This is a genomic window from Methanobrevibacter sp. TMH8 (assembly GCF_020148105.1).
Classification (GTDB): Archaea; Methanobacteriota; Methanobacteria; order Methanobacteriales; family Methanobacteriaceae; genus Methanobinarius.
Genome location: NZ_JAHLZE010000013.1, coordinates 37061 through 51313, shown reverse-complemented (window position 1 = coordinate 51313; position 14253 = coordinate 37061). Strand labels below are relative to the sequence as shown.

Annotated in this window: 10 protein-coding genes and 1 pseudogene; 6 read left to right on the top strand and 5 right to left on the bottom strand. The window is 25.3% G+C overall.

Annotation, left to right across the window (positions count from 1 at the left end; translation table 11 throughout):
• The first annotated feature begins 254 nt into the window (after positions 1 to 254).
• Entirely contained in the window at positions 255 to 1616 is a 1362-nt protein-coding gene (locus KQY27_RS03185) for an Ig-like domain repeat protein (RefSeq protein WP_224425132.1), read from the top strand.
• Positions 1617 to 1717: 101 nt separating this feature from the next.
• Here KQY27_RS03185 and KQY27_RS03180 read toward each other — a convergent pair whose 3' ends face one another.
• Positions 1718 to 2557 carry a Bro-N domain-containing protein gene (locus KQY27_RS03180; RefSeq protein WP_224425131.1) on the bottom strand — a complete coding sequence of 280 codons (840 nt, stop codon included), beginning with the start codon at positions 2555 to 2557 and terminating at the stop codon, positions 1718 to 1720.
• Positions 2558 to 2920: 363 nt separating this feature from the next.
• Entirely contained in the window at positions 2921 to 3097 is a 177-nt protein-coding gene (locus KQY27_RS03175; RefSeq protein WP_224425130.1) for a hypothetical protein, read from the bottom strand.
• 755 nt (positions 3098 to 3852) lie between these two features.
• Between KQY27_RS03175 and pdxS the strand changes: the two genes are divergently transcribed.
• Positions 3853 to 4734, top strand: a complete 882-nt coding sequence (gene pdxS / locus KQY27_RS03170; RefSeq protein ID WP_255596609.1) for a pyridoxal 5'-phosphate synthase lyase subunit PdxS — start codon at positions 3853 to 3855, stop codon at positions 4732 to 4734.
• A 533-nt stretch (positions 4735 to 5267) separates the two neighbouring features.
• Here the strand turns inward: pdxS and KQY27_RS03165 are convergent.
• Positions 5268 to 7892: a DEAD/DEAH box helicase gene (locus tag KQY27_RS03165; protein ID WP_224425129.1), complete on the bottom strand. Its 2625-nt coding sequence runs from the start codon at positions 7890 to 7892 to the stop codon at positions 5268 to 5270.
• A gap of 412 nt (positions 7893 to 8304) precedes the next feature.
• Between KQY27_RS03165 and KQY27_RS03160 the strand changes: the two genes are divergently transcribed.
• Positions 8305 to 9192 carry a hypothetical protein gene (locus KQY27_RS03160; protein ID WP_224425128.1) on the top strand — a complete coding sequence of 296 codons (888 nt, stop codon included), beginning with the start codon at positions 8305 to 8307 and terminating at the stop codon, positions 9190 to 9192.
• A 389-nt stretch (positions 9193 to 9581) separates the two neighbouring features.
• Here KQY27_RS03160 and KQY27_RS03155 read toward each other — a convergent pair whose 3' ends face one another.
• Both KQY27_RS03155 and KQY27_RS03150 read right to left on the bottom strand, forming a co-directional pair.
• Positions 9582 to 9920: a P-II family nitrogen regulator gene (locus KQY27_RS03155; RefSeq protein ID WP_224425127.1), complete on the bottom strand. Its 339-nt coding sequence runs from the start codon at positions 9918 to 9920 to the stop codon at positions 9582 to 9584.
• 100 nt (positions 9921 to 10020) lie between these two features.
• Positions 10021 to 11233: pseudogene (locus KQY27_RS03150) on the bottom strand (ammonium transporter).
• 1299 nt (positions 11234 to 12532) lie between these two features.
• On the opposite strand from KQY27_RS03150, the gene KQY27_RS03145 reads away from it, so the two are divergent.
• The 3 genes from KQY27_RS03145 (at position 12533) to KQY27_RS03135 (ending at position 14101) form a co-directional block, all read left to right on the top strand.
• Positions 12533 to 12844, top strand: a complete 312-nt coding sequence (locus KQY27_RS03145; RefSeq protein WP_224425126.1) for a hypothetical protein — start codon at positions 12533 to 12535, stop codon at positions 12842 to 12844.
• A gap of 212 nt (positions 12845 to 13056) precedes the next feature.
• On the top strand, positions 13057 to 13632 hold the full coding sequence (locus KQY27_RS03140) for an XRE family transcriptional regulator (RefSeq protein ID WP_224425125.1): 576 nt from the start codon (positions 13057 to 13059) through the stop codon (positions 13630 to 13632).
• A 49-nt stretch (positions 13633 to 13681) separates the two neighbouring features.
• Positions 13682 to 14101, top strand: a complete 420-nt coding sequence (locus KQY27_RS03135) for a thioesterase family protein (RefSeq protein ID WP_224425124.1) — start codon at positions 13682 to 13684, stop codon at positions 14099 to 14101.
• Positions 14102 to 14253: the final 152 nt, after the last annotated feature.

Below are 14253 nucleotides of genomic sequence, written 5' to 3'. Positions count from 1 at the left end.
TTTTTCTACAGAGTTAACTATTAATTTATTAATATCAACAATAACATAACATTAAAATGTTATGGTGTTGTTCTGTATGCATACATCATCTATTACACTATAAGACTCTCCTACTACAAAATCAAACGAACCTCATGGTATGGTGTTTTTCTGTATGCATACAGCAGCAACAACACCATAACCCTCTCCAACAACAACATCACAGGAACATGGGCTGGTGTTGATCTGGTGCATACAGCAGCAACAACACCATTTTGAGCTTTATTGGGAATAATATTACTGGCATTGATTATGCTATGTATATTTATTCCTATGATCAGTTTAGTGGTTTGTCTTTGTTGAATAATACTTTTAAAAGTGATGATGTTGGTCTTTATTTTGCATTAGATGGTGCTGTTTTGAGTGATATTCTTGTTAAAGGTAATACTATTTTTGCAGTTAACAAAGGTATTGGTTTTGAAGAGTATAGTCCTAGTTCTGTTAATCTGACTGTTAATTATAATCGTATAATTGCTAGTATTGGTTTGGATTTTACAACTATTGATGATGGTAGTAGTTTTGATTATAATTGGTGGGGAGTAAATGATATTAGTAGTAAAATCTTCGGTTTTGATACTAATAATCACTATATATTAAATATTACTAACCTCACTAGTTTAGATAACATTCGTCCTGAAGATAAACTGGATTTTGCTTTGTTAGTTTTAAATACTACTCTTACTAATGAGGGTGTTGAAAACTTGCCTTACTTTGTCATTACTGGTACTTTTAATGGTGAAAGCTATAATACTACTACTGATGATCTATTTGTTTATCAATTCACTGTTCCTGGTGAAGGAATACATGCTATTGATGCTTTAGTGGATGATCAGTATGTGTTTTTGGAGTTTAATGCTTCTAAAGGTAATACTAGTTCAACTATTGTTGTTCCAGATGATGCTCGTACTGGTAAAACAGTTAATATTACTGGTATAGCTACTGATGATAATGGTAATCCTTTAGCTAATATTCAAGTTACTGTTACTGTTGATGGTGTTGCTTATAATGTGACTACTGATAGTAATGGTCGTTGGAGTTTAGCTTATAAACCAACATATACTGGAAATATCAATGTTTCTGTTTTTTGGGCAGGAAACAATGTATACAATGGATTTACAAATAGTGCTAGTTTTAACGTGAAAAAAGGTAATATTAGTGTAGTTATTACTGTTACTGAAAATGATGATGGTTCTGTTACTATTGTTGCTAATGCGACTGATGAGGATGGAGATCCTGTAAGTGGTCATCCTGTTGATTTTGTTTTAGATGGAAAAACAGTAGGTCATAAAGTTACAGATAGTAATGGTATTGCAACACTAACTGTGCCAGCTAGTAAACTTACGAATGGAACACATACAATTACTGTTATAGTAGGTGGAGGCGATAATTTCAACGAAGGTATCGTATCTATTGAATTTACAGTAACAAAAAACAACAATGATACAAACGATACCAATGAAACTAATGACAATCCAGCTACAGCAGGAGCTGCAGCTATGAAAAAAACTGGAATTCCAATTGTTGTATTTTTAATATTAGCTATTCTAGGTTTTGCAACATACAGAAGAAAATGGTAAAAAATATAAAATGTTTTAAAAAGTTGGTTTATTTATTAAATCAGCTTATTTTTTTCTTTTTTTAAATAGTTTTAGTTTTTATAGTTTATAGAATTGAAATTTTATTGAATTTTCTTATTTTTATCTAATAATTTTGGATTATTAGCATTATCTCTTGTTAATACAGATTCACCAGTTCTTGTTTCCAAGTCTTTTCTAGCATTACCTGCAACTGTTCCACCTTCATTAGCTATTTTTTTACTTTCTTCAAAGCCCTCAGGGTTTGTAGACTTAGATATTTGAGTAGTGGAAACCTCAGCTAACATATTTAATACTAATTCAACATCGCTCATGTTATCTCTAAGGTTTTCTTTTTTAATATCTTTAAACTGTTTATATTGATTTGTTGTCATTCCAGACCATGCTTTAGTTATTTCGTCAGTTAATATGGCATACTCTAGACCTTCTTCAACTCCTGCCCTATCCCATTCAGCTGTTAGTTCTTTTCGCAATTCTATTGTTTTTAATCGTTGAGTAATCCATTCTTCACTATATCCTTTCTTACGATAATTACTTATAGCTCTTTCAATAGCTAATTGGGGGTCAGCTATTTCATCCAGATGCTCTTTACCTATTTTTGCTAACCATCTTTTGAAAGGTTCTGCATTTGGGGATGGTATTGATTGAATGATTCTCAATATTTGTTCTGTGTTAGCTACATCTGTTTTGTAATATTTGCCATCAGGAGCAAGCATTTTCAGGTGGTTACAATTTGTAACCACCTGACTTCCTTCTTTTTTAAGTCGATGTTTTAACACTTTCCAATAATTTTTAGGATTTTTACTCTGACTAAGAACTCCTACAACATCTATCACTGAAAAATACCATTCTTCTTCTTCATTGTTCCATTTTGATCTTATTTTTTGATCTTTAAATATTTTTATCTGGTTTTTGTTGTCCATTTTTAATCCCTTCTTTTTATTACTTATTGTTTTTTGTGTTTCCTGTTTGAATGATTATTTTATGGCTTTATCAATTTTTTTGATAATTTATAATCTATTCTTCTATAATATTCTTCTAAAACAAATTCATATATGAATTTTTTTTATAGTATATTATATGTTAAAAATAGTATTTAAAAAAAGAGATAGCTAATGAAGAGTAATATTTGAAAAATTAAAAAAATGGAAGATATTTTAATAAAGAAAAAAATCATAGAATGTATATTGTCTATTGAATTTACAGTAACAAACAAAAACAATAATACAAATAAAACTATTTAATGGTAATTATAAAGAATGATCAAATAAATATATCATTAAATATCATACCATTAAATTTAGGACTAAAAATGGGCTGAAAGCAGCTATAACAAATAAAACAACACCTATTATTGTTATATTTCTTTCATCATCCATAACTCCTGAGATTAACAATATAACTCCGAGAAATCCTAAAATTACGGGGATAATATGTGAGAATATTAGTGTTCCTGTTGCCATTTTATCACATTAGAATAAATAATATAATTATATATCGATAGTTAATAATTTAATTTTATTAAACTAGTATAATAATTAGTATTTTATAATTAATATTTTATAATTAGTAATATTATAATTAGTATAATTAATATTAAATTAGATTGATTTAGCAAATTTATATAAACCAATATTTAATATTATTTATAAATTTTATCTTTATCATTATTAAACCTTTTCTTACTTTTATTGAATTTTTCTTGTTTTAGAAAGTTTTATTATTAATAAGAAAAAAACTTATTATGATTAAAACTTTATAAATAAATTTATTAAAAATTGATAAATGAATTTTAATTTATATTTTATATATATTTTAATATTATAGTTAATTTATAAATGAATCTATAAATGAATTTGTAGTTAATTTAGAATGAATTTTGAATGAATTTTTAATTGATTTTGTAGAGTTTAATATGTTTTAATATTAAATAATATGAAAAATCTAATATGGTCTAATATAGGTTTATAGGGTTTAATATAATTAAAATAATTAATATAAAAAAATTTTAATATAGTCTATGTTTAATATGGTTTAATATGATTTTAAGGGTTTAATATAGTATAATCATATTTTATAGAAGATTATTATAATTAATAATAATTAAAAGTTTAAAAACGAATTTAATTGTTTTAATATTATTAAATTTAATTATATTGTATTTATTATTATAATAAAAATTTAAATGAATATTTAAGTGAATATTTAGGTGAATATTATGAAAAAAGGGACTGATATTTTAAAAGAAGGTTTTGCAAAAATGACTAAAGGTGGAGTCATAATGGATGTTGTTAATGCTGAAGAAGCTGTAATTGCTGAAGATGCAGGGGCTGTAGCTGTCATGGCTCTTGAAAAAGTACCTGCTGATATTCGGGCTTCTGGTGGGGTAGCAAGAATGGCAGATCCAAATAAAGTTCAAGAAATTGTTGAAGCAGTTTCAATACCTGTTATGGCTAAAGCAAGAATTGGTCACATAGCTGAAGCTCAGATTTTAGAAACTCTTGGTGTAGATATGATAGATGAAAGTGAAGTACTTACACCAGCTGATGAAGAATATCATATTAATAAAAAAGAATTTACAATTCCATTTGTATGTGGTGCAAGAAATTTAGGAGAAGCTTTACGTAGAATTGATGAAGGTGCTGCTATGATTCGTACTAAAGGTGAACCTGGTACAGGAAATATTGTAGAAGCTGTTCGCCATATGAGGATGGTTACTTCTGAAATTCGTGAAATTCAAGGTAAAAATGAAGAAGAACTTAGAAATTTTGCAAGAGTTATAGAAGCTCCTTTACCACTTGTTAAAGAAGTAGCTAAAATTGGAAAATTACCTGTTGTAAATTTTGCAGCTGGAGGAGTAGCTACTCCTGCTGATGCTTCTTTGATGATGCAATTAGGTTCTGATGGAGTATTTGTTGGTTCTGGAATATTTAAATCTGAAAATCCAGTTGAATTTGCAAAAGCTATTGTTGAAGCAACTGCAAATTATGACAAACCAGAAGTTTTAGCTGATGTTTCAAGAGGTCTTGGTGAAGCTATGAAAGGAGTTGAAATTTCTGAAATAGCTGAAAATGAGCGTATGCAAGAAAGAGGTTGGTAAAACTTTTTATTAATTTCTTTATTTTTTTCTATATCTTTATTTTCTTTATTTTCTCTATTTTTCTTTATTTTTTTCTATATCTTTATTTTCTTTATTTTCTCTATTTTGTTTTTTCTGAAAGTATAATAATCTAAAAATTGTAGATAAATATATATGTTAGTTTTAAGAAAATTATTAATGCATCTTTGATGCAATATATCTTAAGATTTCAAGGTTTATTAATTTCAGAAATAATTAAAATTAACAATTCAGTAACAAATAGGATTAAAACACTTGAATTTCTATTAAATAGATATTCTTTTAAAATTAAAAGGTTTGACGAGAATATGAAATTTATTATTTGATTTAAAATCTCTCTCAACTTAATCAATAGTATTTTTCTATTCTCAGAAAACTGAGATTAAATCTAAAATCTTAAATCTAAATATTTTTTTTGATTATTATATTTTAATTATCATATAATACAATTTATTTATGTATTGATATTTATTGATTTTTAGTTTATTATTATCCTTTTTATCTTTTATCTTTTTTTATCCTTTTTCAATTTTTTTTATTAGCTTGTTAGATATTTCAACAAGTTTTTTCATATTATACGCTTTAGCAATTCTTTCAATAGCTTCTAAATTTCTAATAAAACTATCAAGCCATGAAAAAACATCTCCAGGATATGTTTGAATTTGATAATTTCTTAATAATTTCCTTGAAATTTCAATAGGATCTTTTTTCTTTAATCTTTCTTTAATTATAAATTCTGATATTCCTCGTTGCAAACAGTCACAAAATGGTTTTTCTTTACATTCACATCTTAAAAAATCAACTTGGATCTTTAAAAGAGCTTCTTGGAATTTAGTATCTAATTTACCAATTGTTTCTCCAGATGAGATTATATCTAGTGTTGAATCTGAGAATAATCTAGTAGAAAAATTTGTTTTTAGTATGTTTACAATCTGTTTATGTACTACTGGTGATAGATATGCATTTTCAAAGTATCCTAATTCAATAGCTATGTTTATAATCTTTGAGTTTAAATCTACCTTTTTATTTTTTTTCTTAATATTTTTAGTTTCAATATTATTAGTTTTAATATTCTTTTTAGTTTTAATCTTTATTTTTGAAGTATTTTTAGAATTTTTCAAATTAAATAATGATTTTTTTATAAATTCTGCATTATCAATATCTAAAAATGACATTGACACTGCTTTACCATATTTTGTAGAATAAACTCTATTTTTAATATTTTTATCAATGGAAATAAATTTTTTATCATAAATTTCATCAATAGCTTTATCAATATCTATTGGTATATTCACATTTTTATAAAAATCTTTAATTTCTTGAATGTTTTTCAATGATTTTGAGGATATGTCAGCTAACAATTGTTCTAAAAAATCATTTTCATCATATTGAATGTTAACATTTTCAACATCACTTTCTAATAATGAAATAGCTATAGATTCTTCACTTTCTCCATCAAATTTATTAGCTACTTCAGGAAGAAGATAAATAACACCTCTGTCATGATAACTGGGTCTTCCAGCTCTTCCAATCATTTGTGAAAATTCATTTGGAGTAATCCAAACATTTCCCATAATCAATGTTTCAAATATCACTTGTGATGCTGGAAAATCTACACCTGCAGCTAAAGCAGCTGTTGTAATCACAGCTGAAATCTTTCCATTAGCAAAATCTTTTTCAATTTTTTCTTTTTTAAAATAGGATAACCCTGCATGATATGCTGTAGCTTTAATCCTTTTCCTAGTTAAATAATCAGCTATTTGATGGGTTTTTCTTCGAGAGTTTGTAAATACAATTGTTTGTCCTGGAAAACCTTTAGAAGATTTATTATGAAATTCTTTCAATATTAATTTTCTAATTAAATTTTTCTTTTCAATTTCATTTCTAACATAAATAAGGTGGCGTTCAAGAGGAACTGGTCTTTGATCATATTCAACTAATTTCATATTAAATTCATCAGCTAGTTGTTTAGGATTTTTTACAGTAGCAGATAATCCAATAATCTGTGTATTTGGAAAAATATTTTCAATTCTTTTAATCATTCCATTTAATCTAGTTCCTCTTTCTTTATCATCTAAAGTATGTATTTCATCTATTAATACAGTTCCAAGTTCATTTAATTCTTTGGAATTTCCAGATCTTAGTAAAAAATCAATTCCTTCATATGTACCAACAATAATATCTCCAGTAGAAACATTTGAATCAGGGAGTTTTAATTCTTCTTTGGCTTTTATACGATTCATTCCAACTTTTATTGAAACTTTAAGTCCAAGCGGTTCATATCTCTTTTTAAAGTCTCTATACTTTTGATTAGCTAATGCAACAAGAGGTGTTAAAAAAATAAACTTTTTACCTTTCATTGCTTTAGGAATGCCTGCTAATTCTCCAACAAGGGTTTTTCCACTCGCTGTAGCTGATACTACAAGTAAATTTTCATCTCTTAGTAACCCTTCTTTTATAGCTAAATATTGAACTGGGAGAAGATTTTTATTATTTTCCATATCCAGAACTTCTTTAAAATCTTTTGGAATTTTAAGTCTATTTATAGCTATTTCAGGGAGTTTTGATTTTTTTACAGTAATTTTATCAAATAATGTTAATTTTGAATTAGCTAATGGATCAAATTTAGGATCCATTATTTTTAAAACTTCATCTAAATCTCCAGTTTTATCTAAAATTCTTTTAAAATTTTTATAAGATTTTTTATCATATCCATGAAGTTTTAGTTCCCTTTTTATAGTGTCTTCAGCACATATTTTACAAATAGTTTGATCATGGTAATCATAGCTAAAATTAGTGTTAATAATTGTTATATTTCCTTCAAATCCACAGTGATTACATATTTTGGTAAAACGAACCTTAATATCATTAGATTTAAGAAATTTTTCCATTTTTGAATCTCTTGAAACTAGAAATACTGCTTGTTTTTTAAGTAGTTTTAGAGCTTCTCCAGGGGGTAGTAATTTTTCCTCTTCATCAGGATATTTAGCTATAAATTTATTAATAGACATATCATCGGGAGTTTCATTAAATTTAAGTATTCCTATAAATTCAGGAATTCTTTTTGTATTTAAAGCCCCTTTTGGACTTCCAATAGGATACATCTCCCATGATCTTTTTGTCTTTTTAAGAATAATCATTGATATTTATCTTATTTTTTGTAGTTTATATATTATTTGATAATCATTTGATAATCATTTGAATTATAATTAAAATATTTCAATATATGGCTTATACTTAGACAATATTTTGGACTATATATAGTTAAAAATATTGATTTAGCTTAATGAGTTAATTATTAAGTTTTATATGTCAGGAGATAATATGAACAATTTCGAATTATTATCCACATTATTATTAAAATTATTATAATGTTAAAAATAGATAACTTTATATAGGATCAATAATATAATTTACATTAGAAAATAAAATTTCAGATGTTATTTAATTTTTTTGAATTTTTATAAATTTTTAAAATATTTTTTAAATATTTTAAACTATCTAAATATTTTTTCAAAATTTTTTCTAATTTATTAAGGGAGGGCAATAATTTTGAATATTAATAAAACTAAAGCTGGAATTTTTATAATATTAATTACATTATTCATCTTATGCTCTATATCTACCACGTCTGCTGGTAGTTATGGAAGTAATGGATTTGAAGTAAATAATGATGAATCAAATGGTTTTACTTCTTTGAATGTTAATAAAGAAGTTTATTCAATTGATAAAAATAAAATTCCTAAGAAATATAAACAATATGAAGCTTATACTTATCAAATAGCTAAAGGAAAAAAAATTTCATATAAAGCTGTAATAAATACTGCTGGTGATGGATTAGGATTAGTAACTAACTTGAAAGGTACAAAAGTTAAAAGAGCAACTATAGATTTTGGTGACGGTACTAAGAAAGTAAGTACTGGTTGGATATCTCATACATATAAAAAAAGTGGTTGGTATCTTATTAAAGTAAATCTTGATGGTACATGTACTGGTTTTGATTTATTTGGAACACCATGTAATGGTACTGGAAAAATTAATAATGGGACTAAGTATTATTTATTCTATGTAGCAAACAAGCCACAACTTTCTTTAACTGGAATTACAGCAGGTTACACAAGTCAAAAAAATTATAAAAATAAATACATTAGCTTTTTAGATGTTAAAATATCAAATGTAGGATCTTTATCTACAAAAGCTACTAAAATAAAAATTTGGTATCAAGATCCAAAGAAATTTGGTAAAGTTCATCCTAAGCTTAAAAAATATACTGCTACTGCATATCTTAAAGCTTTAAAACCTGGTAAATCTACTAGTGTAAGAATTTACTTTAAAATACCAAAAGCTTTAGCAAAATATGTAAAAAATATAAGATTAGATTATTTGAATAAAAATAAGAATCAAATGAGTGTTTCAAATAATTTGTATTCATTTACTTAAAAATACAATATTATTTTAACTCATTTAAATTTTTATATATTTAATTTATTTTTTTAAATATATTTTTTTATAAATATTAATTTTTAATTTATATATTTTATTTATTATTTAATTTTTTAATTATTAATTTATTTATTTTTTAATTAATTCTTTAATATAATTTAACAATCTTTTTTATTACCTCTGCTTATTTTATTAATTATTACATTAGTAATTAATGCAAATGCTAATAATATGATAATCTGAATATATAATTCTATAATAATTACTTATCTCCTTAAATTTCCTTAAATTATTTTATATCTAATATTTTATATCTAATATTTTGTATTTCTAATTTTTAAAACTTATTTTAAATCTTATTTAAAGTGATTTAAGTATAGATGCTATTAAATAGCATCTCTACCACTTTCACCAGTTCTTATTCTAACTACATCTTCTACAGGAGAAACAAATATTTTTCCGTCTCCAATTTCTCCAGTTCGAGCTGAATTTTCAATGGTTTCTATAACTTTCTCAAGATTTTCCTCTTTGATAACAAGTTCAACACGTGTTTTAGGAATGAGGTCTATACAATAATTAGATCCTCTGTATGATTCTTTCAATCCTAATTGTTTTCCTCTTCCTTTAACCTCATTAACTGTCATACCTTCGCAACCAATATCAACAAGTGCGCTTTTAACGTCCTCAAATTTTTCTTGTCGAATGATAGCTATAACTCTTTTCATTTTTTATCTCCTAATTGTTTATTGGGATTTATCTGATTAGTTAATATTAGTTAATATTAGTATAATCAATTTATACTAATATAACTTATTTCATTTATAACTATAATCTATATCCAGTTTCCTCATGAAGGTGAGTATCTAATCCTTCGACTTCCTGTTTTTCGTCTACTCTAAGACCTATGGTTAAATCAACAATTTTACCAATTATTATAGTCATTGTAAATGCATAGGCAATAGTTGCTACAACAGCTATAAGCTGTATAGTTACTTGTCCAGGATTACCATATAATAAACCACTAGCTTCATTGATTAATGGGACTGCAAATATTCCAGTAGCAATTGCTCCCCAAATACCGCTCATTCCGTGAATTCCAAATACATCTAATGCATCGTCGTAACCAAAGCGTGGTTTTAGGTATGAAATAGCGAAGTAAGAAACGAGTGAAGCTCCAATACCAATAACTAATGCTCCTCCAACATCTACAAATCCTGCTGCAGGAGTTATAGCAACAAGACCTGCAATTGCACCGGATACTGCACCTAAAACTGTAGGTTTACCTTCTTTAATTTGATCAATAATTACCCATGTGACTAATCCAGTAGCTGCTGCAATATTACTTACAAGTAATGCAGATGCAGCTAATCCTCCTGCTGCCAATGCGGATCCTCCATTGAATCCCATCCAACCAAACCATAGGAATGCTGCACCAAGTACAGTATAACCTAAGTTATGAGGTAATAATGATTTATTTTTCCTACTTCCAAGTAGAAGGACTAAAGCTAATGCTGAAACACCAGAACAGATATGAACAACAGTTCCTCCTGCAAAATCAAGTGCTCCCATTTGCATTAACCATCCTCCACCCCAAACCCAGTGGGCAATTGGGACATAAACTGCACTAATCCATACTATTATAAATGCAATCCATGCGGAGAATTTCATTCTTCCAATTACAGCTCCTGATATCAATGCTGCTGTTAATGCTGCAAAGGTTAATTGGAATGCAACAAATGAAAATGAAGGAATTGATCCAGTTAAATTATCTACACCTAAACCACTCATTAATAAATTTGTAGGATATCCGATTAAACCATTTATTGTTTGACCAAATGCAAATTGGTAACCGTATGCAACCCATATTATACTTACAATTGCAAATGCAATTAAAGTTAAAAACATGGTATTCAAAACATTTTTTTTTCTTTGCTAATCCACCATAAAAAAAGGCAATACCTGGAATACTCATTAAAAGTACTAAAACTGTTGAAATAAGTACCCACGCAGTGTCTCCTGAACTTAATATACTTTCCATGTTATCTAATTCTCATGATTTTTTTTTAAAGTCTTTTTTATTTAATTAAAATTGATCTGTGACTTTAATTTATTTTATAAATAATTTTTCTGTTTTATTTAAATATATCCAGAATATTCATTTTGTTAATATTTTATTAAAAGTTAAAATTTTATTAAAACATTAAAATAAAAATTTTATTATTTTATTTATTTCTTTATTTTTTATTTCCAATATCGATTTTATTCAAATCATTTTCAATTTGAATCTTTTTAATTCGATTTTTGAAAATTTAATAAGTGAAAGATCGATTAAATTGGTTAGTTATGTTTTATTAACTAAAATTTAATATTTCACTAAAATATTTTCAATATTGATAGCTATTTCTAATGAAATTCTCAAATTTTATTTATTAATTAAAACAAGCATCTAACTAAAGAAATAATAATCCAAAAAAACTGCAAAAAATCATTTAGGGTTTATAAATAACTCATTTTATTTTAAATCATAGATTTAAAATAAGGGGGGAGTGTTTTATTTAAATTTTTATATGGGATTTTAATAATTTAAATATGTAAATATTGATTTATTTTTAGTTTTTTTGAATTTGGACCATTATAACTTCATTTTCATATCACGATACTTTCACTTATAGGAAGTCGGAAACCTTTTTCCGACATATTAATCTTGTTTTTTGTTATATATAAATGTTTCTATGAATTTATAGAACATTATTATTAAAATTAGTAATTTTATCTGAACATTTTTATAAAAATTTATATTATTTTTGAATATTTTTCAAAAGAATCTTGATTTATTCAAGATTTTTAGAAAATAATTTAAAATTAATGAGAATTAAAATTAATAAAAAATAAAAGGAATAATTTGGATTATTTGGATTATAAGAAATTATTTGAAATTATTTAGATTATTAAATTGTAAAATTATTAAATTATTTAAAAATATCATTTAAAAATTAGAATGGTTTTTATAATTAGTAAAAAAATATAAATATAAATATAAATATTAATAAAACAAATATATTATTATGATAAAAGTTTTGAATAATATAACTTTTATTCATGAAATATAGTGAGATTATATTAAAACTAAATTATTAGTTATACTAAACCTAATGGATTATAAGGATATATAAGTTTGTTAAGTTTTATATAATTTTAAGAATTATAATTATAATAATTATATATTATTTGTTATTGATAATGGGATTATAGATAATGAAATATATAATATATATTAAAATATATTATTAATATAATTATTAAATATAATTATTAATTATGGATGTTGGTGGGTTGGATGAATCCTATTAAAAAAGGAAATCTCTTAGTTATATTAACAATAGCTATCATTGCTTTTGGTACAAGCACAGTAGTTGCATCTGTTACTGATGGTAATACAATTTTTAAAATGCTAAACATTACAGGAAATAATGGGACTACTGAGTTAATAGCTGTTGGAGATGGTAATTTTACTCCATTAACTGCAAACCAAGCTATTATTCAAGTACAAAATGTTACTAATGTTACTAACAACACAACAAATACTTCAAATAATAGTAATGGAAATGTAAATAATAGAACTAATAATTTAAATTTTAATAATAATTAATAATCTTTTGTAAATATAATAAATAAAAACAAAATGATTGTTTTTAATTAATTAGATAATTTTACTTACTTATTATAGTTGATTTACTTATTAATTAAACAATCTATTAGATTTTGTTATCTACTAATCTATTTTATAATATAATAATAATAATAATAATAATAATAATTTTACAAATATAATGTAACTAATGATTTTTATAAGTTGATATTATGGCTGAAAAGAATGAAATTGGAGTAAAAATTAAGAATTTAAGAAAATCTCGAAAAATAAGTAAAGAAGACCTATCTAAAGAAACTAATTTAAGCTTAGATCTTATAAATAGTATAGAAAAAGGTGATGCTGTACCTTCATTAACTCCTCTTACTAAAATAGCCAGGTCTCTTGGAGTTCGGTTAGGAACTTTTTTAGATGATGCTCCTCAAAATGGTCCAGTTGTTGTTAAAAATGGAAAAACTGAACAAGTTGTCTACTTTTCAGGTCAAGAGAATCAGACTGATGTTAGTGCATTAGATTTTCATTCATTAGGTGCAGGTAAAAATGATAGGCATATGGAACCATTTATAATTGATGTTCACACAAATGAAGGTGAATTCAATCTTTCTTCCCATGAAGGGGAAGAATTTATCTATGTTCTTGAAGGTGAAATCGAAGTTAAATATGGTCAAGATTCTTATATTGTAAGTAAAGGAGATAGTATTTATTATGATTCTATAATTCCTCATCATCTTCATTCTTATAATGGGAAAATATCAAAAATTTTAGCTGTTGTATATACTCCGCTCTAATTATTGAAGAGCTGAAAATTTCTATTTTTTTTAAATTAATGAGGATATTATGTTTAAAGATTGTGTAACTCCAAGATTCGGTAATATTGATGGTTTGAAGCATGTTAACAATACTGTTGTAGCTGATTGGTTCGAAATGGGAAGAAATGGTATATTTAGATATTTCACCCCTGATTTGGATCTTAGCTATGAAAAATGGAAACTAATAATGGTTAGAACTGAATTTGACTTTGTTTCTCAAATGTATTATGGAACCGATGTTGAAATTCGTACTTATGTTCTAAGTATTGGGAATTCTTCTTTTACAACTGGTCATGAGGCATGGCAAGATGGAGAACTTAAAGCTAAAGGTAAAGCAGTAATTGTTCATTATGATTTTGTTGAAAAAAAATCTGAACCGATTCCTGATAAAATAAGAGAGAATTTGATCAGACATTTAAGAAATGAAGAAGATATTGGAAAACCTTAATTTTGTAAAATATAATTATCTATTATAATTATGATATTATATTAAATTATATTAAATTGTATTAGATTATATTAGATTATATTAGTTTATATTAATTATATTAAAATTTAATGTGTTATTTAGGTATGTTAGTTATATTATATTAATTATAT